Genomic DNA, 25,874 nt, shown 5'->3' with positions numbered 1-25,874 from the left:
GTCCAGGAAGGAAACGCTGTTTCGTGATCATTGGTTGACTGTCTGCGGAGCGTTTGCGGATTAGCCTTGGGGTATGGCCACGTACGGGCACAGCCCTCGAGGCGATGTGGGGCTGCAGGAACTGATCGACACGTCGCCGGCGCCACGGGCGCGAATGTCCGTCGCGGCGGAGACCGCGCTGGTCTGCGGCCTCGGAGCGGTGCTCACGGCAACCTTCTCGATCATGTTCGGCGTCTCGCTGGTCTTCGGCGCCCTCGCCGTACTCACCGGCCTGGTCGGCCTGGTCAGCACCCACCGCCCGGACGTCGCCGGCTCCGCTCTCAATGTCCTCGGCCTCTTCCTGGGGCTGCTCGCCCTCGCCGCCGTCGGCATCCGCTACCTGGGCATCGACACCGCCGTCGGCGACCCCCTCATCCCCTGGCTGACCGACCAACTCCACCACTGGAACACCAAACTCCCCCAGCCGTAGCAGTCACCACCCCAGATCCCTGCCGGCCGGCTGAGGGACCTCCCCTCACGCGTGGGGCCAGAAAACCCGCGGGCGGTTTCGCGGTGGCTCTGTAGTCTGTCCCGGTGGACGACCGGATCATCCGCATCCGCGCGAAACTCGCCCAGGCGGCCGAATCCCCTGCACTGCTGGAGTCTTTCGGCGCCAAGACCCACTCGTACCGGCTGAAACCGCCACTGTCCGAGGCGGAGGTCGCGGCGTTCGAGGCCGAGCACGAAGTAGGGCTGCCGACGGAGTACCGCCTGTTCCTGCTCGAGGCCGGCGACGGTGGCGCAGGCTCCAGCTACGGGCTGGTGCCTTTACGGGATGCGCTCGACTGGGACGAGGACCCGGTCGGTTTCCTCGCCGCCCCCAGCTACTTGGCCGACGGCGTCGCGCACGGAGACGAGGAGTACTGCGAGTTCCCTGAGCCACGGCAGGGCAGTCTTGCCGTCGTTCACCACGGTTGCGCGTACTACACCCATCTCGTCGTGAGCGGCCCGGGTCGGGGGCGGCTCGTCAACGTCAACGCCGACTGGTGCGACCCGCCGTACGTGAGTGAAGATCCGGACTTCCTCACCTGGTACGAGCGGTGGCTCGACGAACTCCTGGCCGGATACTCGGTCACCGACTTCGGCCAGAAGCTGCCTGGGGACGAGACTGCGCTGCTCGCCATTCTTGCCGGTGACCCGGATCCGGACCGGCGGGTACGGGCAGCCTGGTCGCTGAGCTACCTGCCGGACTTCCGGGCCAGCGCGGGGAACGGCCTCGCGGCAGCCGCCGCGGATCCGGATCCTCGCGTCCGCGAGGCGGCGCTCGGCGTCGGGTGGCGATCCACCGTGCGCCAGGTCGAGACCGCCGCGCGGACGGCGTTGACCGACTCGGCCGCGCCGGTGCGCGCCGCAGCGATCCACGTCCTCCGCGTCCTTGGCACTGCCGACCTCGCTGAGCGCGCCCGTGCCCTGCTGGCGGACGCGGACTCCGCAGTGATGTGGGCGGCGGCGTGGGCCCTCACCGACAGCGGCGACTGTCAGGTCGCCGATCTGGAGCCCCTGCTGACACGGCTCGCCGCCGGTGACCGCGTGTCGGCCGTGTACTACGCGGTCAAGGCCCACGGCGACGCCACCGGCCTGCTGCGCCGGGCACTCGGGGACCTTGATGCCGACGTACGGCGCCAAGCCGTCCAGTCGGCCGAACAACGTAAGGAACGATCGCTGCTGCGGGACCTACGGAAGCTGCAGGCTACGGAGACCGACCCCGTGGTCCGCGCAAATCTCGATCGCGTCGTCGGCACCTGGAGGAGCCGGTGGCCGGTGCTTCGCGGCCGGAGATGATCAGCGGAAGTCGCGGGAGGGGGTTTTGGCGGCTAGGGGGAGGCGTTGGAGGTGGTCGGCGGAGAGGTTGGTGACTTCGCCGGCGCGTTCTACGCGGCCGCGGATGATGAGGGCGCCGGCGGTGCGGGCGACGGTGGCGTGGCGGTGCCAGCAGCCGACGGTGATGACGATGTTGGCCATGCCGGTCTCGTCCTCGAGGTTCATGAAGGTGACGCCGGAGGCGGTGGCCGGGCGCTGGCGGTGGGTGACGACGCCGGCGACCCGGACCCGGCTGCCGTCGGGGGCCTCGCGGAGCTGGGCGGCCGACAGGATGCCTTCGGCCCGGAGCTCGGCCCGGATGCGCTGCATCGGGTGACTGGTGGTGGTGATCGAGGTGGACCACAGGTCGGCCATGTCGGACTCGATGTCGGTCATCCCGGGCAGGGTTGGCGGCGGCCCGGCGGCGGTGATGCCGGCCAGCTGACCCGGACGCTCCTCGGCGGCCCGTCCGGCTTCCCACAGCGCCTGTCGGCGGTCGAGCCCGAAGCAGTCGAAGGCCCCGGCGGTGGCCAGCGCCTCCACCTGGGCGGCAGTGATCCCGGTCCGGCGGACCAGGTCGGCCATCTCGGTGAACGGCCCACCCCGGTCGCGTTCCTCGACGATCAGCTTCGCGCCCTTCTCGCCGATCGTGCGCACCTCCGACAACCCGAGCCGGACCGAGAACGCGCCGTCACGGCGATGGATGGTGGTGTCGAACGGCGCCTTCGGGTCGAACGGCCCGACCAGCGGCTGCGGATCCACCAGGCAGTCCGCCGAGCCGGTCGGCCCAGTCAGCTCCTGCCCGTCGACCAGTTGCTCGAGGCCCGCGTCGACCCCAGAGAGATGCAGGTCCGGGCGCCGCACCTCCACCCCATGGCGGCGAGCGTCGGCGACCAAGGACTGCGGTGAGTAGAACCCCATCGGCTGGGCCCGCAGCAACGCGGCCAGGAAGGCCGCCGGGTAGTGCAGCCGCAGCCACGTGCTGGAGTAGACGAGCAGGGCGAAGCTGATCGAGTGCGACTCGGCGAACCCGAAGTTCGCGAAGGCTTCGATCTTGTCGTAGATCTCGTCGGCCAGGTCCCCGGTGATCCCGTTGCGCGCCATCCCGGCGTACAGCTTCTCCTTCAGCGACGAGATCTTCTCGATCCCGCGTTTCGACCCCATCGCGCGGCGCAGCAGGTCGGCCTCGTCACCGTCGATCTCGCCGACCGCCATCGCCATCTGCATCAGCTGCTCCTGGAACAGCGGCACCCCCATGGTGCGCTCCAGCACCGGCCGCAGCTTGGGGTGCAGGTAGGTGATCGGCTCCTCCCCGGTACGGCGCCGGATGTACGGATGGACCGCGCCACCTTGGATCGGGCCGGGCCGGATCAGCGCGATCTCGGTGACGAGGTCGTAGAACCGGCGCGGCTTCAACCGGGGCAGCGTCGCCATCTGGGCCCGCGACTCCACCTGGAACACCCCGACCGAGTCCGCCCGGCACAGCTGGTCGTAGACGCCGGCCTCCTCCTTCGGGATCGTGTGCAGCAGCCACGACTCCCCCACGTGCTCGCGGACCAGCTCCATGCAGTACTGCAGCGCGGCCAGCATCCCGAGTCCGAGCAGGTCGAACTTCACCAGCCCCATCCACGCGCAGTCGTCCTTGTCCCACTGCAGGACCGTGCGGTTCTCCATCCGGGCGTGCTCGATCGGCACCACCTCCCCCACCGGCCGCTCGGTCAGCACCATCCCGCCGGAGTGGATCCCCAGGTGCCGCGGGAACTTCAGCAGCCCGGTCGCCATCTCCACCACCCGCGGCGGGATGTCGTGCTCGGTCGAGGTGATCTCCGGGCTCCAGCCGTCCACCTGCTTCGACCACGCGTCCTGCTGGCCGACCGAGTACCCCAGGGCTTTGGCCATGTCCCGGACGGCGGACTTCGGGCGGTAACTGATCACGTTCGCGACCTGGGCCGCGTTCCGGCGGCCGTACTTCTCGTAGACGTGCTGGATCACCTCTTCGCGGCGGTCGGAGTCGAAGTCGACGTCGATGTCCGGCTCCTCGGTCCGGGTCGAGGCGAGGAACCGCTCGAACGGCAGGTTGTAGAGGATGCTGTCGACCGCGGTGATCCCGAGCGCGTAGCAGACCGCCGAGTTCGCCGCCGAGCCGCGGCCCTGGCACAGGATCCCGTGGTCGTGCGCGAACTTGACGATGTCGTGGACGATCAGGAAGTACCCCGGGAAGCCTTTCTCCGCGATCACGTCCAGCTCCCGCTGCAGCCGCTCGTACGCATCCGGGCGCTCCTCGCGGGTCCCGTACCGCAGGGCGGCGCCCTCGAAGGTGAGGTGCCGCAACCAGGACATCGGGTCATGCCCGTCCGGCACGTCCCGCAGTGGCAGCTTCGGCTTGGCCCGGGCCAGGTCGAACGACACCTGGTCCGCGATCGTCACCGACCGCGCCACCGCCCCTGGGAACCGCTGGAACCGGGTGGTCATCTCCACCCCCGACCGGACGAACGCCATCCCGGCCGGCGGCAGCCAGCCGTCCATCGAGTCCAGGTCGCGGCGGGCCCGGACCGCGGCCAGGGCGGCGGCCAGCTTGTGCTGCGCCGGGGTGGCGTAGTGCACGTTGTTGGTGGCAACCACCGGGAGCCCACGGTCCGCGGCCAGGCCGGCCAGCACCTGGTTCCGGGTGGAGTCGGCCGGCAGGTGGTGGTCGACCAGCTCGACCACCACGCGGTCCTTGCCGAACAGGCCCACCAACCGGTCGAGCTCCCGGCCCGCGGCGGCCGGGCCGTCGGCGTACCCACCCAGCTCCAGCGCCTGCCGGACCAGCCCCTTCCGGCAGCCGGTCAGGATCAGCCAGCGATCACGGCCCTGCTCGGCGAGCTCCTCCAGGTCGTAGACCGGACGGCCCTTCTCACCGCCGGCCAGCTGCGCCTCGGTGATCGCGCCGGCCAGCTTGTGGTACCCCTCCTGCCCCTCCGCCAGCACCAGCAGGTGGCTGCCCTCGGGATCGGCCACCCCGTTCTGCGGGCCGGTCAGGCCCAGCGACAGCTCCGCCCCGAAGACCGTGGGCAACTCGTAAGCCGCCGCGGCCTCGGCGAACCGGGCCGCGCCGTAGAACCCGTCGTGATCGGTCAACGCCAGCGCGTGCAGGCCCTGCCGGACCGCTGCCTCGACCAGCTCCTCCGGCTGGGAGGCGCCGTCCAGAAAGGAGAAGTTCGAGTGCACGTGCAGCTCCGCGTAAGGAACCGCGTGCTCCGGGCGGCGGGCAGGGGCCGGCACGTACGGACCGCGGTGCTGTGACCACGCCGGGCTGTCGCCGCCGTCGGCCGTCACCGGGCGATTGCCGTGACTGCCCGGACGCGAGCGGTCCGACAGCTTGCGCTCCAGCTCCGACCACTTGATCGGCGGATTGTTGTAGCCCATCGCACACACCTCCCATCCATCACAAGACTAGAACATGTGTTCGAAGTAGCGCTAATCTGAAGCCATGCTTGGGCGGTTCACGGTGCGACCTGCCGACGACGGATCGAACAGATTCGGCGTCTGGGACGGCGCGGTCAACGGGTGGCGGGCAACAGACATCGACGACGAGACGGAGGCACACCGGATAGCCAGCGACCTCGACGTCCAGTACGACGCGCACGGCCCGCGACCGGCCGACGCCATCCGCAAGGTGGACCCGCCGCAGCCGGTCCAGCGCGCCCAGTGGGCCAACGGCGAGCTCGACATCTGGATCCGCGACAACGGCGAGTGGCTGGGCCGCGTCCGCGACAAGTCCGGCCGGGTCACCTGGATCCCGGGCACCGACCTCCGCCCGCTGTAGCCGGCCTACTTGACGTAGGCGATCGGCGCCATGGCCGGCGGGTCTTGCAGAGGCTCGGAGATGTACTTCGAGCGGATGCCCTTGATGTAGCGATGGCTGCGCGGGGTCAGACCTTCGGGCGTCTGCATGCGGCCCTTGGTGACCAGGATGCCGAGGTCGGCGCCCTTGAAGCGGTAGTCCCCCGGGCCGTAGACGCGCAGGAAGAACGCCTCGTCCTCGTGGGTGACGTCGTGCCAGTCGTTGGTGACGCCGGCGAACTCCAGCTGGCCGTCGTCGTCGAGGTGCCAGGTGCCGGTCGGTGGCGCCGCGAGGATCCGCTCGACCCGGTCGGCCGGCTCCTTCAGGATCAGCTGCGCCCAGACGTCGACCGCGGCCAGCTCACGCCAGCGCTCGTTGATCTCGGCAACGTCGATCTCGTAGTCGACGTCCATGAACTCGAGCAGGTGGAACAGGAACAGCGGGACGTCGGCGTACGCGCCGGCGGTCACGTTCGTCATCGAGGACGCACCGGAGATCCGCGGGTTCAGCTCCCCGAGGTACACCTCGTCGGTGGCCAGGTCGATGAGCACGTCGATCTCCAGGAACCCCTTGTAGCCTTCGGCCGCGAGCCGGTCACCGAGCCGCTGCACGTGGTCGATCGCGACCCCGCGCTGCAGTGGCGTCAGCGCCTCCGGGAACAGGTCGTTCCCGCACCAACCACCCTTGTACGGCGTGAGCTCCGGATAGCCGGTCAGATCCGTCATGAACGGCCCGACGATCGTCCCGTGCCGGGTGATGCACGCCTCGACCGCGGCCGCCTTGTTGTCGATCCGCTTCATCACCTTGAGGTCGCGGCCGACGATGTCCCCGGCGTGTTTGTGCCACTCCTTCTTGCGGGTGATGAAGAACGTGGTCTTGCCGGAGTCGCCGTACGGCGTCTGGACGACGAGGTCGCGGCCGAGCTCGTTCTCCGCGGCCAGCGCCTTCAGCTCCTTCCACGACGACGCCTTGCCGAGCACGTTCGGGACCGACGGGGCGCCGGCCTCGTCGCCGAGCTGGGTGGTGACGATCTTCGAGTCGAGCCGGCGGCGCAGTTCGTCCGAGGGCAGGATCAGCCGGTAGCCGAGCTCGCGGCAGATCTCCTCGGTCTCGGCGTCGAAGAACACCATCACGATCATCGGCGTGCCGCCGCGTTTGCGCAGGTGTTCCTGGACCTCGGGGTCGCGCAGCAGGTGGTTGTTGATCTGCTCACCGGACTCGAACTCGGCCGTCGCCCGGTTCTTCGGCGTGAACACGCGCGGGTGCCGGCTGTCCCAGGAGTCGTAGTAGACGACGTACTGGAAGTTGCGCACCCAGCGGTCGATGCCGAGCAGGTTGAACGCGGTCGGCCCGACGAAGTAGATCGGGTGGGTGTTGGTTCGGAAGAACGTGCGGATCTCGGCGATCCCGTGCAGCTTCTGGTTCATCGCACCCCTCCCCGGCGAGCCCCGTTTCACAGTAGGACGGGCCGGACCGTCGTGTCATGGTGTCGCGTAGCTTTGTCGCATGGGCCCCAGCGACGACCGGATGATCGGCTTCCCGCCCACCGCCGAGACGCTCGTCGACCTGGCCGGCTGGCAGGACGCGCCCAACGTGCGCTGGGCGTTCCGGCACATGCGCGAACTCCTGCCCACACACGTGATTCCGGCCGGCCCGGATCACCGCCCACTCACCACGGCCCTCGACCCGGCGGTGGGCGCTACTCCGGTGACGCGCCTGGACGGGGCGGTCACACGCGCCGACGGCGTGTTCGCCGACACCTGGACCGACGCGCTGATCGTGCTGCACGACGGTGTCGTGGCCGAGGAGCGGTACTACGCCGGCATGACCGCGAACACCCCACACCTGCTGATGTCGGTGTCCAAGTCGATCGTCGGCTGTGTCGCCGGGATCCTCGCCGACCGTGGCAGTCTCGACCCCGAGGCGCCGGTGACCAGCTACGTCCCGGAGGTGGCCGGCACCGGGTACGGCGACGCGACCGTGCGGCACCTGCTCGACATGCGCACCGGCGTCGCGTTCCGCGAGACCTATCAAGCACTTGATTCCGAGGTTCGGGTGATGGAGCGGTCGATGGGCTGGCGACCGCGCCGCGACGGGGACCCAGTCGGCATGTACGAGTACCTGACCACCCTCGGTACGGCGACCCCGCACGGCGGACCGTTCACCTATCGATCGGCCGACACCGACATGCTCGGCTGGGTGTGCGAACGCAGCGCCGGCACCCGGATGGCGGAGCTCGTGTCCCACCTGCTGTGGATCCCGCTGGGCGCCGAGCAGGACGCCGACATCACCTGTGACCCGGTCGGCTCCGCGGTCCACGACGGCGGCATCTCGGCGACCGCCCGCGATGTCGCGCGGTTCGGCCAGCTGCTGCTCGAGAACGACGGCCGGATCGTGCCGAAGCGCTGGCTGGCCGATTCGTGGCATCCCGGCGCCGACGTCCGGGCCGCGTTCGCGGGCACCGACAACGAGGCCGTGCTGCCCGGCGGGTGGTACCGCAACCAGTTCTGGTTCGTGCCCAACGCGCGCGGAACAGCCCTTGTCTGCTTGGGAATCCACGGTCAGATGCTGTACGTGAACCCGGCCACCCGGCTGGTCGGCGTGAAGTTGTCGTCGTGGCCGGACCCGCAGAACCCGGCGTACCTGATCGACACGCTGCGGGCGTTCGGCGCGATCGGCGCCCAGTTGAGCGGTTGACATGCGAAGGCGGAGTGCGACACTCCGAACCATGACCCGCTACGGCCAGCAGTTCGGCCCGGACTTCACCTTCCTGGGGGTCCCGGCCTGCGATCTGGACGACCCGGCGTCGTACGCGGACGCACAGGTCGTGATCCTGGGGGCGCCGTTCGACGGCGGCACGTCGCACCGGCCGGGCGCCCGGTTCGGGCCGATGGCGATCCGGATGCGGGACTACCTCGGGCACGACGGGTCCCGGCCGAGTCTCGCGCTGCGCACCGACGGCCTGGTCGACCTGAACGTCGTCGACGCCGGTGACGTGGAGATGTACTCCGGCGACATCGAGGTCGCGCTGCCCGCGCTCGAGGCCGCGGTCGAGAAGGTGGCCCGCACCGGGGCGATCCCGGTGGTGCTCGGCGGTGACCACTCGATCGCGTTCCCGGACGCGAAGGGGGTCGCGAACGTGCTCGGCCACGGCCGGGTGTCGATGATCCACTTCGACGCGCACGCCGACACCGGCGACATCGAGTTCGGGTCGTTGTGGGGCCATGGGCAACCGATGCGGCGGCTGATCGAGTCCGGCGCGCTGCGTGGTGACCGGTTCCTGCAGATCGGCTTGCGCGGCTACTGGCCGCCGCCGGACACGCTGGACTGGATGGCCGAGCAGCGGATGCGCTCCTACGAGATGACCGAGATCGGGCACCGGGGCCTGAACGCCTGCCTGAGCGAGGCTTTCGCGATCGCCACCGACGAGTGCGACGGCGTGTTCCTGTCCGTCGACATCGACGTCTGCGATCCGGGACACGCCCCTGGCACCGGTACTCCGGAGCCCGGCGGACTGACCGCTCGCCAGTTGCTGGACGCGGTACGGCGGATCGGCCTCGAGCTGCCCGTGGTCGGGATGGACGTGGTCGAGGTGAGCCCGCCGTACGACCATGCCGACATCACCGCGGCGCTCGCGAACCGGGTCGTGCTGGAAGCGCTGTCGGCGATCGCCCGTAAGCGCAGGGACGAGCGCGACGGCACGCACTGGGACCCGTCGCAGCCGCTGCTCGACGACCGGCCGCGCTGACCTGTTCCCAGCACAGTGAGCGAGTGCCACACTCCGAGGTAGGTGGAGGTGGCGGGGACGGGCGGGCACCTCCATCGAGGGAGGGGGCTTCCAATGGCGATGACGCCGCAGCAGCTGTTCCGCCGCAAACCGGTCCAGGAGATGTCGCAGGAGACCGGCACCGACACCGGCCAGAGCGAGCTCGTTCGGTCGATCGGCCTGTTCCAGCTCTCGATGTTCGGCATCGGTGCCACCATCGGCACCGGCATCTTCTTCGTCCTGGCGGAAGCGGTGCCGGTCGCCGGTCCCGCGGTGATCTGGTCGTTCGTGATCGCCGGTGTGGTCGCCGGGCTGACCGCGATCTGTTACGCCGAGCTCGCGAGTGCGGTCCCGGTGTCTGGTTCGTCGTACTCCTACGCCTACGCGACGCTCGGTGAGCTGCCCGCGGTCGGGGTGGCCGCGTGCCTGTTGCTCGAGTACGGCGTCTCCGCGGCCGCGGTGGCCGTCGGCTGGTCGCAGTACCTGAACGAACTGCTGGACAACATCTTCGGCTGGACCATCCCGGACAGCCTGTCGCAGGCGCCGGAACAGGGCGGGGTGTTCAACCTGCCCGCGATCATCCTGGTGCTGCTCGTCACGCTGCTGCTGATCCGCGGCGCCAGCGAGTCGGCCAAGACGAACGCCGTGATGGTGCTGATCAAGATCGGCGTCCTGGTGCTGTTCATCGTGATCGGCCTGCAGGGCTGGAACTCCGACAACCTGGCCGACTTCGCGCCGTTCGGGATCAGCGGCATCACCTCGGCGGCCGGCATCATCTTCTTCTCCTACATCGGCCTGGACGCGGTCTCGACCGCGGGTGAAGAAGTCAAGAACCCGCGGCGGACGATGCCGCTGGCAATCCTGATCGCCCTCGTCACGGTCACCACGCTCTACATCCTGGTCACGCTGGTCGCGGTCGCGGCGCAGCCGGCCGCCGACTTCGACGGCCAGGAGGCCGGGCTGTCGGCGATCCTGGAAGACGTCACCGGCCAGACCTGGCCGGCCACCGTGCTGGCCGCGGGCGCGGTGATCTCGATCTTCAGCGTCACGCTGATCGTGATCTACGGCCAGACCCGGATCCTGTTCGCGATGGCCCGCGACGGGATGATCCCGGAGCTGTTCCACAAGGTGAACCCGCGCACCCACACGCCGGTCCCGAACACCATCATCGTGGCGACCGTGATCGCGCTGCTGGCCGGGCTGATCCCGATCAACTTCCTGGCCGAGATGACCAGTATCGGCACGCTGGTCGCGTTCCTGGTGGTGTCGATCGGCGTGATGGTGCTGCGCCAAACGCATCCGGAGCTGCCGCGCGGCTTCAAGGTGCCGCTGTACCCGGTCACCCCGATCCTGTCGATCGCGGGCTGCATCTGGATCATCCAGGACCTGCGCGCCGTGACGATCTGGGTGTTCCTGATCTGGGTCGCGGTGGCGCTGGCCTGGTACTTCTTCTACGGCTTCAAGCATTCGCACCTCGGCCGGCACGAGCACGTCGGGCTGATCCACGACGACGACGGGCCGACGCCATGACGATGATCGTCGGCTACGCCTCCGACGAACGTGGGAAGGCGGCCCTGCACCTGGCGGCGATGCTGGCCCGGTCTGCGAACGACAACCTGATCGTCTGCAGCGTCGTACCGGCGCCGTGGACGCCGGGGATGGCCCGGGTGGACGCGGAGTACCACGAGTACCTGGCGCAGACCGCCGATCAAGCGCTCGAACGGGCGCGTGGCTTCCTGCCGTCCGACGTACCGGCCGCCTACGTCAGGCACAGTGCGCGGTCGGCGCCGGCCGGCCTGCTGGAGATGGCCGATCAGCATGACGCGCGTCTGATCGTGCTGGGATCGTCGTCAGCGGGGGTGTTCGGTCACATCGCGCTGGGCAGCGTGACGGACCGGCTGCTGCACAGCTCGCACGTGTCGCTCGCCCTTGCCACACGGGGATTCCGCTGTCCGCCGGACGCCAGGGTCAGCCGGGTGACGGCTGCCTTCGGTGGTACGGCGAGCGCCGAAAACCTGGTCCTGGCCGTGGCCACGGTCGGCAGTGACGTGGGCGCATCGTTGCGGATAGCAACGTTCGCGGTGTGGTCCCGGCCGGCCTACACCACCCGGCTCGGCACCGACTCCGAGGACCTGGTCATGCAGGAGTGGCGGGCCGAGCTGGACAAGACGGTGAACGCCACGCTCGCCCAGCTCAAGGACCTCCGCGCCGGACCGCGATCGGTCGAGACGGTGATCGGCGCCGGCGCCAGCTGGGACGAGGCGATCGACGAGGTCGACTGGGACCCGGGCGACGTCCTGGTGGTGGGGTCGAGCGAGCTCGGGCCGGTCGCGCGCGTCTTCCTCGGCTCGCGGGCGTCGAAGATCCTGCGGCACTCCCCCGTGCCGGTCATCGTCGTACCGCGGCGCCGGGCCGAAGTGCTGGCCGAACGCGCCACCGGAGGCTGAGCGGGCCATGCACGAGGTGGACCAGACAACCGAACAGATGGTGCGCAGTGTGCTGGCCTACGCGGAGAACCGGCTCCGGATGAACCCGGTGCCGCTGGACCGCAACCTGCTCTCCGCCGAAGACCTCTACGAACGCCTCGGCGGGCTGATCCGGAACGAGCCCCGGCAGCCCGACGAGGTGCTCGGCGTCTACTCGTCGGTGATCGCGCCCAGCGTGATCTCGGCCGACAGCCCGCGGTTCCTGGGCTTCATCCCGGCGGCGCCGACGAAGGCGAGCCTGCTGTTCGACATGCTCGTCTCCTGCGCGTCGATCCAGGGCATCTCCTGGCTCGAGGCGTCCGGCGCGATCGCAGCCGAGAACACCGTGCTGCGGCTGATCGCCGACGAAGCCGGGCTGCCGGCGAGTGCAGGCGGCTGCTTCGTCTCGGGCGGCTCGGCGGGCAACCTGTCCGCGCTCGCGGTCGCCAGGGAGACCGCGAAACAACGGCTCGGCGCCGACCGCCGGCTGCGGGTCGTCGTGGGCACCGACGCGCATTCGTCGATCGTCAACACGCTGCGCATGCTGGAGATGGACGCGCTGGTCGTCGAGACTCCGGACCACCGGCTCACCGCGGACACCGTGCGGACCGCGATCGCCGCCGATCCCGATCCCTCCGACGTCGCCGCCGTGGTGTGTACGTCGGGCACCACGAACGCCGGCATCATCGACGACCTGGCCGGCGTCGGCGCGGTCGCCCGCGAGCGCCGCTGGTGGTTCCACGTCGACGGCGCGTACGGCGGATCCGGCATCTTCGCGCGGTCACTGCGGCCGAAGTACGACGGGATCGAGCAAGCCGACTCGTTCATCCTCGACCCGCACAAGTGGATGTTCACGCCGTTCGACTGCTGCGCCCTGCTGTACCGGAACCCTGAACTGGCCAGGGCGACGCATACGCAGGACGCGTCGTACCTGGACGTCATCCATGTCTCCGACGGCGAGTGGAACCCGACCGACTACGCCTACCACCTGACCCGCCGGGCCCGCGGCCTGCCGTTGTGGTTCTCACTTGCCGTCTACGGCGTCGACGCCTACCGCGAGGCGATCGAGACCGCGGCGCGGCTGGCCCGGGAGACCGCCGAGCTGATCAAGGCCGCCGCGCACCTCGAACTGATCCGGGAGCCGGACCTCGGCGTCGTACTGTTCCGCCGGATCGGCTGGTCGAGCGGGGACTACGACAAGTGGGCCCGGCAACTGCACGACGACGGGGTCGCGTTCATCCCCCCGAGCAAGTGGGAGGGCGAGACGGTCGGCCGGTTCGCGTTCCTGCATCCCGGCACCAGCCTCGACCTGGTCCGCGAGGTGCTCGCCCGGACCGAGCCATGAGCGACCTGCTCTCGCTGTTCCCGCCCGGGAGCAGCCTCGAAGCCGACGGCACGCTGGTCGTCGGTGGTTGCCGCGCGGACGACCTCGCCGCTGCCTTCGGAACGCCGGTCCTGGTGGTCGCCGAGGACGCGCTGCGCTCGCGGGCCCGCGAGTACCGCGACGAGTTGGCGGCCCGCTGGCCGGACTCCCGCGTCGTGTTCGCCTCCAAGGCCTTCCCGTGTACGGCGGTCCAGCGGGTGATGGTCGAGGAAGGACTCGGCCTCGACGTCGCGGGCGGCGGCGAGATCCTGACCGCGTTGAAGGCCGGTGTCGATCCGGGCCTGATCGTGCTGCACGGCAACGCGAAGAGCGACGAGGAGATCGCGCTCGCGGTCGAGCACGGGATCGGTCTGGTCGTGGTCGACAACGCCGACGACGTCGACCGGCTGGAGGCGACCGGACGCAACCAGGACGTGCTGGTGCGGGTGATTCCCGGTGTCACCGCGGACACCCACAGCCATGTGCTGACCGGTCACGAGGGCTCGAAGTTCGGGCTCCTGCCGGCCGACGCCGCCCGGTTGATCCAGCGCATCGAGCACAGTCCGCGGCTGCGGATGCGCGGGGTGCATGTCCATGTCGGATCGCAGATCCTCGACGTCGAGCCGTTCGCCGAGTCGGTCGCGCCGGTCGCGCGGCTGGGCGAGTTCGAGGTGTACGACCTGGGTGGCGGTCTCGGCGCGCGCTACACCTGGTCCGACGAGCCGCCGACGGTGGCGTCGTACCTCGATGCCCTGATCGGCGCGGCGAAACAGCACCTGCCCGCGGCGGCGCACGTCATCATCGAGCCCGGCCGCAGCATGGTGTGTACCGCGGCGACGACGATCTACCGGGTGACGACAGTGAAGCGCGGCGCGATCACGTTCGTCGCGGTGGACGGCGGGATGGGTGACAACCTGGAGGTCGCGCTGTTCGAGCAGCGGTTCGAGGCCGGCATCGTCGGGCGGTTCGACGGTCCCGATCCCGAGACCGTGACCGTCGTCGGCCGGCACTGCGAGAGCGGCGACGTCCTCGTGGACGGTGTGCCGCTGGCGAATCCGCGCGTCGGCGACCTGCTCGCCGTCCCCGCGACCGGGGCGTACTGCTACACGATGGCGAACAACTACAACGGCAACCGCCGGATCCCGGTCGTCTTCGCGCACGACGGCCGCGCGCGTCTCGTCGTACGACGAGAAACGTGGGCCGACCTGATGGCTCGAGACGTCGACTAGGGGGTGTCTGATGGTCCATCGCCTACTGCGCGGCACTCGGCACGGCACCTCGCCGCACTGGAGCAAAGGCCACGATGGATCCGCATCGAATCCTTCGCTCCAGCACGCCGAGCTACCGCACCGAGCACCTGCTCGCTACGGCGCTGAACCATCAGACACCCCCTAGCCCTCGAAGCCGTGATGGAGCATGACGTGCTTGATCCGCGTGTAGTCCTCGAGGCCGTACATCGACAGGTCCTTGCCGTAGCCCGAGTGCTTGAAACCGCCGTGCGGCATCTCCGCGATCAGCGGGATGTGGGTGTTCACCCAGACGCAGCCGAAGTCGAGGCGGGCGGACATCCGGGCCGCGGTCGTGACGTTGGTCGTCCACACCGAGGAGGCCAGGCCGTACTCGGTGTCGTTGGCCAACTGCAGCGCCTCGTCCTCCGTGGCGAACTTCTGCACGGTCAGCACCGGGCCGAAGATCTCGGTCCGGATCAGCTCGTCGTCCTGCTGCAGGTCCGCGACGATGGTCGGCTCGTAGAAGTACCCCTGCTCGCCGACCCGGCGGCCGCCGGTCGTCACCCGGGCATGCCCGGGCGCGCGCTCGACCAGCCCGGACACGTGGCCGAGCTGGTTGGCGTTGTTGATCGGCCCGTACAGGATGTCCTCGTCGGCCGGGTCGTAGCCGGTCCGGGTGTTGCGGGCCGCGTCGGTGAGCGCGTCGACGAACTCGTCGTAGATCCCTTGCTGCACGAGCACCCGGGTGGCCGCCGTACAGTCCTGGCCGCCGTTGAACAGGCCGCCGACCGAGATGCCCTCGATCGCGGCCGGGATGTCCACGTCGTCGAACACCACCACCGGGGCCTTGCCGCCGAGCTCGAGGTGCGCCCGTTTCACGTCGGCCGCGGCCGCCATCGCGACGGCCATCCCGGCCCTGGTCGAGCCGGTGATCGACACCAGCTGCGGCACCTTGTGCTTGGTCAGCGCGGCACCGGTGTCACGGTCGCCGCAGACCAGGTTGCAGACCCCGGGCGGGAAGATCTCCTGCATCTTCTCGACCATCCAGTACGACGAGGCCGGCGTCGTGTCGGACGGCTTGAGCACGACCGTGTTCCCGGCGGCGAGCGCGGGGGCGAACTTCCAGACCGCCATCATCATCGGGTAGTTCCACGGCGCCACCTGGGCGACCGGGCCGATCGGCTCGCGCCGGACCGACGAGGTGAAACCGCGCATGTACTCCCCCGCCGACTTGCCTTCGAGTACCCGCGCGGCGCCGGCGAAGAAGCGGATCTGGTCGACCATCGGCGGGATCTCCTCCGACCGGGTCAGGCCGACCGGCTTGCCGGTGTTCTCGCTCTCGACCGCGATCAGCTCCTCGGCGCTGTCCTCGATCACGTCGGCCAGCTTCAGCAGCGCCCGCTGCCGCTCCGACGGCGTCGACCAGCGCCACTTCTCGAACGCGCCGGCCGCGGCCCGGCAGGCCTGGTCGACGTCGTGGTCGTCGGAGTTCGGCGCCGACGCGTACACCTCGCCGGTGGACGGGTTGACGATGTCCATCATCGCCCCGGACGCGGCCGCCTGAACCTTGCCGTCGACGATGTTGTGAAAGACCTTCTTCTCCGGCATGTCGATCCCCTCCCCGGCACCGATTCGCCCCCAGGTTCCTTCAATCTAGGCCTTACGCACTGACGAGGAGAAGCCCATGGCGACGCATCCGCTGGACCCGCTGGACGCCGACGAGTTCCGCCGGACCGCGGCGATCCTGCGCCGGGACAAGGAGCTCGGCGGGTCCTGGCGGTTCGCCGCGATCGAGCTGCTCGAGCCGGCCAAGGCGGTGGTCCGCACCTGGCGTCCGGGTGATCCGATTCCGCGGACGGCGTTCGCCGTACTGTGGAACCGGGCCGACAACCAGACCTGGGAGGGCGTCGTCGACCTGATCGATGACCGGGTGGAGTCCTGGACGCACGTGCCCGGCGCGACGCCGAACTTCACCGTCGACGAGTACCACGAGGTCGACGAGGCGATGCGTGCCCACCCGGAGGTGATCGCCGCGCTGGCCGAGCGCGGCGTCACCGACCTGTCGCTGGTGCTGATCGAGGTGTGGACGTACGGCAAGGCGCTGATGCCGCAGAAGTACCGCGACCGCCGGCTCGGCTGGTGCGACATCTGGTACCGCGAGACACCCGAGGGCAATCCGTACGCGCACCCGGTGTCCGGGCTCAAGGTCGTCGTCGACCTGAACACGCTGGAGCTCCTCGAGCTCGAGAACGACCACAACCACGGCCAGCCCGAGGTCACCGCGGAGTACGCCCCTGGACCCTGGACAGGGCCGTCCCGCACCGACCTCAGGCCGCTGCACGTCACCCAGCCCGAAGGCGTCTCGTTCACCCTCGACGGCAACGGGCTCAGCTGGCAGAACTGGACGCTGCGGCTGGGCTTCAACTACCGCGAGGGCCCGGTCATCCACCAGGTGCAGTACGGCGGCCGGGACATCGCGTACCGGATGTCGTTCGCGGAGCTGATGGTCCCCTACCGGGACGCGTCCTTCGACCACTACCGCCGTACGGCGTTCGACATCGGCGAATGGGGTCTCGGCTTCATGACCACCTCGCTCGAGCTCGGCTGCGACTGTCTCGGCGAGATCGTCTACCTGGACGCCGTACTGCACGACAGCCACGGCGAGCCGTACACGATCCCGAACGCGATCTGCCTGCATGAGGAGGACAACGGCGTGCTGTGGAAGCACGTCGACCACACCACCGGCGCCGAGGTACGGCGGATGCGCCGGCTGGTCGTGTCGTGTCACGTCACCGTGGCGAACTACGAGTACCTGGTCTACTGGCGCTTCTACCAGGACGGCAACATCGAGTGCGAGGTGCGCGCGACCGGGCTGATGGTCACCACGCCGTTCGCTGCCGACGGCTCCGCACCGGCGACGGGCACCGTGGTCGACAAGCAGACGTACGCGCCGTTCCACCAGCACTTCCTGGTCGCCCGGCTCGACCTCGATGTGGACGGCGACGGGAACACCGTGCACGAGGTCGACTCACGCGCCCTGCCCGTCTCCGGCGACAACCCCTACGGCTTGGCCGTGGTCACCGAGTCCACGCCGATCCGGACCGAGTCCGAGGCCGCCCGCGACTTCGACTGGGCCACTCAACGGTCCTGGAAGGTCGTCAACCCGAACCGGGTGAATGCCTTGGGCACCCATCCGGCGTACAAACTGGTCCCGAGTGCGTCGATCCCGCCGTTGATGGATCCGGCGACTCCGCAGTTCCTGCGGGCGCCGGTGATCGGGCACACGGTCTGGGTGACCCGGCACCACGACGAGGAGCGCTGGCCGTGCGGCGCCTACCCGACCCAGTCAGCCGGCGACGACGGGATGTCGCGCTGGATCGCCGACGACGAGTCGCTGGAGAACACCGACGTGGTGCTCTGGTACGTGTTCGGCATCCATCACGTCACCCGGGTCGAGGACTGGCCGGTGATGCCGGCGGACACGATCGCCTTCTGGCTCAAGCCGTTCGGCTTCTTCGACCGGAACCCGGCACTCGACGTGGCCCCGGACCACGGGCACTAGCCGTCGCCGTTGGACAGGTGGATCGTGATCAGGGAGCCCTCCGGGGCGCCTTCGCGCGATCTCGGGTCGGTGTAGGCGACAGTGCCTTCGTTCTCCGACGACCGGACCAGGTCCTCAGCGATGACCACGTCGAAACCGGCCTGGCGGAGCCGGTCCTCGGCGTCGTCGGGATTCATCCCGTTCACCGGCGGGATGTCCTTGCGGTCGCCGTCGGCGGCGGCGACCGGCCGGGGCGCGACGAACCGCTTCAGCGGCATGCCGTCGAGGGCGCCCTGCATCGCGGTCTGCCAGAGCGGACCGGCGGTGCCCGAGCCGGTCGGGTCGGAGATGTCCCGGCCGCCCAGAGTGTGGCGGTACATCAGGTTCGTGTACGGCAGGTTCGCGTCGGCCACGACCGCGGCGCCGGCCAGGTTCGGCGCGTAACCGGCGTACCAGACGGCCAAGTTGTCCTGGATGGTGCCGGTCTTGCCGGCCAGGTCCCAGTTGCCGAAGTTCAGCCGGCCACCGGTGCCGCCCGGCTCCATCACCGCGGAGAGCACCCGGTTCACCCCGTCCGCGACCTCGGGGCGGAGCGCCTGCTTGCACTCGATCCCCGGGGTATCGACCGGCTTGCGGGACTTGTCCTCGACCGAGAGGACCAGCAGCGGCTTGCAGTACTTGCCGCGGGCGGCGAACGTCGCGTACGCGTTGGACAGCATCAACGGCGTCACGTAGCCGACGCCGAGCGTCATCGAGATCACCTGGTCCAGCGGCTCCAGTGTCTGCCCGTTGTACATGCCCAGCGCCTGGGCGGTCTTGCCGATCGCGCAGAGACCGACCCGCTGCGACAGTTGCAGGAAGTAGGTGTTCGTCGAGTACCGGGCCGCCTCGACCATCGTCAGGTTGCCGCCCTGGGTCGAGTTCTGCGGCGTGTAGTCCGGGTCCCGGGTCCAGCCCGAGCAGGTCCGGAACCGCTTGTTGCTCAGGTTGATCTGCTGCGGCGAGTTGATCCGGTACGTCATCGGGATGCCCTTCGACAGCGCGGCCGCGATGGTGAACGCCTTCATCGTCGAGCCGTTCTGGAAGCCGCCGAAGCCACCCGGGTAGGACTTCTCCACGTTGTAGTTGTACGCGGTCTGGTAGGCGCCGCGCCCGTACGGCCGGCTCTGCACCATCGCCTTCACCAGGCCGGTGCCCGGCTCGACGATGGTGATCGCCGCGATCGCGCTGTCGGTGCGCCGGGCGTGCTCGTTGATCGACGCCTGCGCGGCCTTCTGCATCCGCCGGTCGAGGGAGGTCGTCACGGTCAGGCCGCCGGTCTTCAGGTAGTGCTCGCGGTCCTTGGCGGTCCGGCCCAGCGCCGGGTTCTGCAGCAGCTTCGAGACGACGTACTCACAGTAGAAGGGGTACTTCGAGCTCGCGCAGCCGTTCGGCACCTTGAGCACCCGCTCGGGGTTGATCACCGGGGTCTTGAGCGCCTGGTTCGCCTGGTGCACGGAGATGACGCCCAGTTCGAGCATCCGCCGGATCACCAGGTCGCGGCGGGCCTTGGCCCGGGCCATGTTGTTGGTCGGGTCGTAGCCGGTCGGGTTCTTCACCAGGCCGGCCAGCAGGGCCGCCTGGGCGAGGGTGAGGTTCTTGGCCGAGGTCCGGAAGTAGTGCTGCGCGGCCGCCTGGACGCCGTACGCGCCGTCGCCGAAGTTCACCACGTTCAGGTACCGCTCGAGGATCTCGTCCTTGGAGTACTGGCTCTCGACCGCGATCGCGTAGCGCAGCTCGGTGAGCTTGCGCTCGTAGGTCACCGCGGTGGCCCGCTGCCGCTCCTCGGCGGTCTTGGCCTTCTCGATCAGGCTGAGCTTCACGTACTGCTGGGTGATGCTCGAGCCGCCCTGCTGCACCTCGCCCTCGGTCTGGTTGCGCACCATCGCCCGCACGGTGCCCTTCAGGTCCAGAGCGCCGTGCTCGTAGAACCGCGAGTCCTCGATCGCGACGATCGCCTTGCGCATGATCGGGTTGATGTAGCTCAGCGACACCGGGACCCGGTTCTGCTCGTAGAGCGTCGCGATCACGGTGCCGTCCGCGGCCAGGATCCGGCTGCGGACGGCGACCGGGTCGATCTCCAGCTCCTTCGGCAGGGTCTGCACCGTCTCGACGGCCTTCTCGCTGCCGACACCGGCCAGCCCGGCGAACGGGATCGCCAACCCGGCCGCCAGCGCACCCGACATCGCGCTCACGATGAGGAAAGTCACCAGTGCGCGAAGTTTGCTGCCACCGCCCCTGTCGGTGTGCATACCTCCAGATTAAAGGGACTGATCACCTCGTGCCAGGCCACCGGCGATCGCCTCGATCAGCCGCGGCCGCAGCTCGGCCGCGCTGATCACCGCATCGACCGAGCCGACCTCGACGGCTCGCTGGATGCTGTGCACCCGGTCGAACCCGGTCGCCACCTCGCCGAGCTTCTCGGCCCGTACGGCGGTTCGCACCTCCTCCAACTCGGTCGCCAAGGCGGCCCGCTCGGCGCCGCTGGCCTCCCGGACCCGCTCGGCCAGTGCCGCGACCCGCGGGTCCGAAGCGGTCCGGGAGTTGACCTCACCGGCGAACACGACCGCAGCCGCCGGCGCGCCGCCGATCACCGACGCGAACGAGCCCTCGACCGCGAGCACCGTCATCGACGGGTTCAGCGCCTTGGAGAACACCACGAACGCGCCGCCGTGGTAGCGCGAGACCACGCAGAACACGATCGGGCCGCGGAAGTTCACGATCGCCCGGCCGATCTCGGCGCCGTACTCCAGCTGCAGGTTCCGCATCGAGTCCGGTGAGCCGTCGAAACCGGACAGGTTGGCCAGCACGACCAGCGGCCGGTTCCCGCTGGCCGCGTTGATCGCGCGGGCCGCCTTCTTCGACGACCGCGGGAACAGCGTGCCCGCGGTGTAGGTGTCCGGCCCGTCGGTGGGCGGGAAGCCGCGACGCGGCACCGACCGGGACTCGATCCCGAGCAGGCAGACCGGGTACCCGCCGAGGCGGGCGTCCTGCACCACCGCAGTGTCCGCGTCGGCCATCCCGGCCCAGCGCTCGAGCACCGGGTGGTCCTGGTCGGTGACGGAGCGCATCAGCGTGCGGATGTCGAACGCCTTCTTGCGCTCCGGGTTGGTCACGGCCGAGAAGATCTCGCCGACGGTGCGGAAGTCGCTGCCGGCCACGTTGTGCGGGTACGTGGTCACGTCGCGGTTCACCGGGTCCGACGTCTCGGCGCGCCGGGGACCGCCCTCGCCCGGGAGGACGTACGTGTGGTCGTAGTACGCCATTAGCACGTCCCGCGCACCCTTGAGGTCAGGCGCCCAGTACTGCGCCTGGCCGTTCGGGCCCATCACCCGGTCGTAGCCGCCGATGCCGAAGTTGTCCTCCGCGGACACCCCGCCGGAGAAGTCCAGCGACTGCTTGCCGGTCAGCACCATCGCGCTGTCCGGCGTCATCACCAGGATGCCCTTGGTGTGCATCAGCATGGTCGCCTCGGCGTTCCAGTACGGCTGCGCGCCGACGTTGATGCCGGCCACGACGATGTTGATCTCGCCGCCGTCCTGGGTGAACTCGACGATCCGCTTCAGCGCCTTCGCGACCCAGTCCATGTTCTCGGTGCCGGAGTCCATCGAGATTCGGGCGCCGGCGGACAGCGAGTACCACTCGACCGGGACTCGCATCCGCTCGGCCAGGTCGAGGGCCGCGATGATCCGCGAGCACTCCCCCTCGGCCACTGCGCCGAGCGCCTTGGTCGGGTCGCCGCTGAGTACGACGCGAGTGACGCCCTCCGGATGGCGAGCGGTCGGCGTGGTGACGACGCCGGCGATCAGACCCGCCTTGTTGAGGCCCCGCGGACGTTCCACCGGCACCAGGGCGCCGGTGTCGTCCAGGTCGTACTCCGTCCACGTGCCGCCCGGTCCGGACACCATCCCGGCGACCTCGTACGGGTAGACCGTGTTGCGGCGACGGGACCGCTGGACCTTCTGCGCGTAGTCGTCGAGTGGCATCAGCCGCTCGGTCGGCGGCTGCTCCACCGACGTCACGACACCCGCACCATGCTGGTAGTAGAACCGCGCAGCGAGCAGGTTGACCGAGTCGTCCGGCGTCAGCACCCGCCCCTGGACCAGAACCTCCTCGATCCCGGCGCCGGCGGTCAGTGGGGCGATGTTGCGGCGCAGCGCCGTCAGCTCGTCGACCTGGGCCTTGATCTCGGGCCAGATGTGCACCCAGACGTGGTTCATGTCGAGCTTGGCGCCGGCCGCACCACGCTCGGTACGAGCCCGGCGGATCGCCTCCAGGCAGTTCGCGATCGCCCGCTCGGCGTGCGGCAGCGAGGTCACCTGGCCGTCCTCGTCCCGGACCACCGCGAACTGGCGGACCTGCGCGAGCGCGACGAGGCGCTGGTCGGCCTCGTTGTCGCGGGCGACGCAGTGGTAGAGCAGGACGTCCTCGGGCGCGTCCAGCCGGGTGATCCGGAAGTCGTGCAGCCGCCACAGGGTCAACCGTCGGCCGACCATCGGGTGGACGCCGCGGACGTTGTCGTCCTCGGCCACCGTGCCTGCAGAGGGGCGATACGTGAAGTACGAGACCGGTCCGCCCTGACCAGGTGCGACCGCGACGGTGAAGCGCCGTACCTGCTGGGAGACCGGGAGGGCGTCGACCAGGTTACGGACGTGGTCCGACGCCTCCTGTTGGCCTTCTGGCACGTCCGGGCCGTGCAGGTACAGCTCGGTGACTGCCTCGTGTCCGGCCGGACGGGCGTCGACCTGCGCGGTCAGCGCCCGGACCAGCCCGCTGTCCGGGTCGGTCAGCTCGGCCACTGTGCCGACCGTGGTGACCAGGTGGCTGAGCCGGTCGTCGATCGAGTAGTCCGCGGTCGCGAACGGCCGCCCGTCGACGGCGAACTCGCGCAGGTCGTGCAGCTCGTACTCGCGGTAGTGGCGCCGGATCAGCACCTCGAGCATCGGCTCCCGCTCGCCCCAGCCGTGTTCCACCCGCTCGGCCAGGAAGCGGACGATCGGCTCCGGGATCGCCGCCAGCGCGTCGACTCGCTCCTTGCGGTTCGGCGCCGCCTGGTCCGCAGCCAGCGCCGCGACCTCGTCGCTCACACCGGCCAGCACCGAGGCACGGTCCGCGTCCACCAGCGGCTGGTCGAACCAGCGGAATCGGACGCTGCGCGCCAGGTCGCCGATCACCGGGAAGCGCAGCTGGGTGGCCAGCACCAGCCGGTCCAGCAACTCGTGGGCGCCCTCGTCCAGTGGTGTGGCGGGCCGCGGTTCGGCGATCCAGCGCTGCAGCACCGACGTCACCAGCAACACGTCCGGCGTGGATCGCTGCTGGGCGAGGAAGATCCGGAAGACGGCTTCTTCCAGCTCCGTACTGCGCTCGAAGTCGGTCACCCCGTAGTGGCCGAGGACACGGCTGAGCCGGGACTCGAACTCGGCCGGCAAGCCGCCCCGCTCCGGGTCCAGGCTCTGCAGGTAGGTGTGGAAGTGCTCACGCGGGCTGTGCACCCGGTTCTCGGTGCTGATCTCCTCACCGGCCGGCCGGTTGCGGCTCAGCTCGGCGAAGTCCGCGAACACCTGCAGCAGCTCTATCTCGGCGTTCACCGGCGGGTCGGACAGCTCTGCCCGCGCGGCCAGGTAGTCGGCCAGCATGCCGCCTTCGTCCCGCGGGTCGATGTCGAACCCGAGCAGCATGCTGCGCAGGTCGTCCAGCCCACGCTCGGCCCGCTCGGCCGCCGACTTCTCCCCCGACCCGTTCGGCAGGTCCAGCTTCACGCCGTTCTCCACCGGCGCAGCCTCCTCGGCCGCACCGTCGTCGGCGACCGGCTCCAGCCGGACCAGCGGCGCGCCGGTCTCAACCTGGCTGCCAGTGGCGACGAGCAACTCCTTGACGGTGGCCTTGAACGGCGCGTTCAGCACCGTCTCCATCTTCATGCTCTCGAGGACAAGCACCGGCGCGCCGGCCTCGACCACGCTGCCGCTCTGGACCGGCGTCGCGACCACGAGCGCCGGTGCGGGCGAACGCAGTACGCCGCCCTCGTCGCGGCTCACGCGGTGCGTCACACCGTCCACCTCGACCAGGTGCACCGGTCCGTGCGTGGCGGTGACCAGCCGGAACCGCTGCCCACCGACGACCAGCCGGCCGGTGTAGGAGTCCAGGCGCTCCAGCTCAGCGTCGACGACCTTGAACGTGTCGCCGCTGCCGACGCCGACGCGGAACCGGTCCGGGCCGATCCGCGCGACCGTCACCCGGTACCCGACACCGCGCAGCTTCAGGTCGATCGCGCGACCCACCTCGTGCTGCACCTGCGGCCGGCCACCGTGGGCGGTCTCCAGCAACCGCGCCCGCTCGACCTGCTCGGCCTCCTCGTACCCCTCGATCGCCGCCGCGACCAGCGCGACCCCGGAGTGCCGGTGCGAGACCAGCCGGCCCTCGCCACGGACCCGGTCGATCCAACCGGTATCGGCGCTGCCGTCGATCACCTCCGGCTGGTCCAGCAGCTCGAGGATGAAGCTCTTGTTGGTGGTGCCGCCCTCGATCAGCACGGTGGTCGCGGCCACCGCCCGGCGCAGCCGCGCGAGCGCCTCGTCCCGGGTCCGGCCGTAGGCGATGATCTTCGCGATCATCGAGTCGAAGTCGGCGGGGATGCTGTCCCCCGCGCTCACCCCGGTGTCGACCCGCACGCCAGGCCCGGCAGGCAGGTCCAGTACGGCGATTCGTCCCGGCGACGGCGCGAAGTCGCGGTCCGGGTCCTCGGCGTTCAGGCGCGCCTCGACCGCGTGACCGGTCTCCCCCGGCTTGGCGCCGTCCAACCGCCCGCCGGAAGCGACGTGGACCTGCGCCTTCACCAGGTCGAAGTCGGTGGTCAGCTCGGTGATCGGGTGCTCGACCTGCAGCCGGGTGTTGACCTCCAGGAAGGCGAAGGTCTTGTCCCCCGGGTGGTACAGGAACTCGACGGTCGCGGCGCCGCGGTAGCCGACCGCGAGGGCCAGCCGCTCGGCCGAGGCCTTCAGGTCCTCGACCTGCGGCGCGGACAGCAGCGGGGAGGCGGACTCCTCGATCACCTTCTGGTTGCGGCGCTGGACCGAGCAGTCGCGGACACCCAGCGCCCACGCGGTGCCCTGGCCGTCGGCGATCACCTGGACCTCGACGTGCCGGGCGCCGGTGACGAGTCGCTCCAAGAAGACCACGCCACTGCCGAACGCCCGGGCGGCCTCTTCACTGGTCCGCGCGTACGCGTCCTCGAGCTCCTCGGCGGACCGGATCACCCGGATGCCGCGGCCACCACCGCCCGCGGTGGCCTTCAGCATCAGCGGGTAGCCGATCGATGCGGCCGCCTCCAGGGCGGCGTCCAGCGACTCGACCGCGCCGCGGCTCCAGGGCGCGACCGGTACGCCGACCTCCTCGGCGATCAGCTTGGACCCGATCTTGTCGCCGAGCTTGCGCATCGCCTCGGCCGGCGGGCCGATGAAGGTGACGCCGATCCGGTCGCACAGCTCCGCGAACGCGGGGTCCTCGGCGACGAAGCCCCAGCCGACCCAGGCAGCGTCGGCCTCGGTCTCGCGCAGGGCGCGCTCGAGCACCTGCAGGTCCAGGTACGGCCGGGCCGAGGCCGGGCCGAGCGGGTAGGCGATGTCGGCTTCGCGCACGAAGGTAGCGGTCCGCTCACCGTCGGTGTACAGCGCGATCGTCTCGATCGGCTCACCGCCTTCGGCGTTGAGCTCACGCACCGCGTTGATCAGCCGCATCGCGGCCTCGCCCCGGTTCACCACTGCGATACGCTTGAACATCGACCGCCTCCGTGTCTCACCTTGCGTTGTA

The 25,874-nt window shown here is 69.9% G+C and carries 14 protein-coding genes and 1 pseudogene; 10 read left to right on the top strand and 5 right to left on the bottom strand.

Features of this window, described 5'->3' with window-relative positions; all coding sequences use genetic code 11:
- Positions 1-73: 73 nt before the first annotated feature.
- Together ACIBL3_RS15470 and ACIBL3_RS15465 are read left to right on the top strand one after the other, a co-directional pair.
- Entirely contained in the window at positions 74-469 is a 396-nt protein-coding gene (locus ACIBL3_RS15470; RefSeq protein ID WP_396353951.1) for a hypothetical protein, read from the top strand.
- A 104-nt stretch (positions 470-573) separates the two neighbouring features.
- Positions 574-1,821 (top strand): HEAT repeat domain-containing protein, encoded by a 1,248-nt coding sequence (locus ACIBL3_RS15465; protein ID WP_396353950.1) that lies wholly within the window; start codon positions 574-576, stop codon positions 1,819-1,821.
- Here ACIBL3_RS15465 and ACIBL3_RS15460 read toward each other — a convergent pair whose 3' ends face one another.
- Positions 1,822-5,247 carry an error-prone DNA polymerase gene (locus ACIBL3_RS15460; protein ID WP_396353949.1) on the bottom strand — a complete coding sequence of 1,142 codons (3,426 nt, stop codon included), beginning with the start codon at positions 5,245-5,247 and terminating at the stop codon, positions 1,822-1,824.
- A 64-nt stretch (positions 5,248-5,311) separates the two neighbouring features.
- Here ACIBL3_RS15460 and ACIBL3_RS15455 point away from each other — a divergent pair, with 64 nt between their 5' ends.
- The gene (locus tag ACIBL3_RS15455; RefSeq protein ID WP_396353948.1) at positions 5,312-5,647 is read left to right on the top strand and encodes a hypothetical protein; all 336 of its coding nucleotides are present in this window, start codon (positions 5,312-5,314) and stop codon (positions 5,645-5,647) included.
- A gap of 5 nt (positions 5,648-5,652) precedes the next feature.
- Here ACIBL3_RS15455 and ACIBL3_RS15450 read toward each other — a convergent pair whose 3' ends face one another.
- Positions 5,653-7,092, bottom strand: a complete 1,440-nt coding sequence (locus ACIBL3_RS15450; RefSeq protein WP_396353947.1) for a biotin carboxylase — start codon at positions 7,090-7,092, stop codon at positions 5,653-5,655.
- Positions 7,093-7,171: 79 nt separating this feature from the next.
- Between ACIBL3_RS15450 and ACIBL3_RS15445 the strand changes: the two genes are divergently transcribed.
- The 6 genes from ACIBL3_RS15445 to lysA all read left to right on the top strand — a co-directional run bounded on the left by ACIBL3_RS15445 (position 7,172) and on the right by lysA (position 14,488).
- Positions 7,172-8,362: a serine hydrolase domain-containing protein gene (locus ACIBL3_RS15445; protein WP_396353946.1), complete on the top strand. Its 1,191-nt coding sequence runs from the start codon at positions 7,172-7,174 to the stop codon at positions 8,360-8,362.
- Positions 8,363-8,393: 31 nt separating this feature from the next.
- Positions 8,394-9,413 carry an agmatinase gene (gene speB / locus ACIBL3_RS15440; protein WP_396353945.1) on the top strand — a complete coding sequence of 340 codons (1,020 nt, stop codon included), beginning with the start codon at positions 8,394-8,396 and terminating at the stop codon, positions 9,411-9,413.
- A gap of 93 nt (positions 9,414-9,506) precedes the next feature.
- Positions 9,507-10,961: an amino acid permease gene (locus tag ACIBL3_RS15435; protein ID WP_396353944.1), complete on the top strand. Its 1,455-nt coding sequence runs from the start codon at positions 9,507-9,509 to the stop codon at positions 10,959-10,961.
- Entirely contained in the window at positions 10,958-11,878 is a 921-nt protein-coding gene (locus ACIBL3_RS15430) for a universal stress protein (protein WP_396353943.1), read from the top strand. The genes ACIBL3_RS15435 and ACIBL3_RS15430 overlap by 4 nt, the downstream gene beginning before the upstream one ends.
- Positions 11,879-11,885: 7 nt before the next feature.
- Positions 11,886-13,241: a pyridoxal phosphate-dependent decarboxylase family protein gene (locus ACIBL3_RS15425; RefSeq protein WP_396353942.1), complete on the top strand. Its 1,356-nt coding sequence runs from the start codon at positions 11,886-11,888 to the stop codon at positions 13,239-13,241.
- Positions 13,238-14,488: a diaminopimelate decarboxylase gene (lysA, locus tag ACIBL3_RS15420; RefSeq protein WP_396353941.1), complete on the top strand. Its 1,251-nt coding sequence runs from the start codon at positions 13,238-13,240 to the stop codon at positions 14,486-14,488. Before ACIBL3_RS15425 ends, lysA begins: the two co-directional genes overlap by 4 nt.
- Before the next feature lie 162 nt (positions 14,489-14,650).
- Here the strand turns inward: lysA and ACIBL3_RS15415 are convergent, their stop codons facing one another.
- On the bottom strand, positions 14,651-16,096 hold the full coding sequence (locus tag ACIBL3_RS15415) for a gamma-aminobutyraldehyde dehydrogenase (RefSeq protein ID WP_396353940.1): 1,446 nt from the start codon (positions 16,094-16,096) through the stop codon (positions 14,651-14,653).
- 73 nt (positions 16,097-16,169) lie between these two features.
- On the opposite strand from ACIBL3_RS15415, the pseudogene ACIBL3_RS15410 reads away from it, so the two are divergent.
- Positions 16,170-18,050 (top strand): annotated as a pseudogene (locus tag ACIBL3_RS15410) (primary-amine oxidase); the annotation flags it as partial.
- Here the strand turns inward: ACIBL3_RS15410 and ACIBL3_RS15405 are convergent.
- Both ACIBL3_RS15405 and ACIBL3_RS15400 read right to left on the bottom strand, forming a co-directional pair.
- Entirely contained in the window at positions 18,047-20,320 is a 2,274-nt protein-coding gene (locus ACIBL3_RS15405; RefSeq protein ID WP_396353939.1) for a penicillin-binding protein, read from the bottom strand. The pseudogene ACIBL3_RS15410 and the gene ACIBL3_RS15405 overlap by 4 nt on opposite strands.
- Positions 20,321-20,329: 9 nt before the next feature.
- Positions 20,330-25,843, bottom strand: coding sequence for a carboxyl transferase domain-containing protein (locus ACIBL3_RS15400; protein WP_396353938.1), 5,514 nt, complete (start codon positions 25,841-25,843; stop codon positions 20,330-20,332).
- Positions 25,844-25,874 lie beyond the last annotated feature (31 nt).

The organism is Kribbella sp. NPDC050124, from assembly GCF_044460355.1.
GTDB lineage: Bacteria > Actinomycetota > Actinomycetes > Propionibacteriales > Kribbellaceae > Kribbella.
This window is presented reverse-complemented; position numbering and strand designations above follow the sequence as displayed.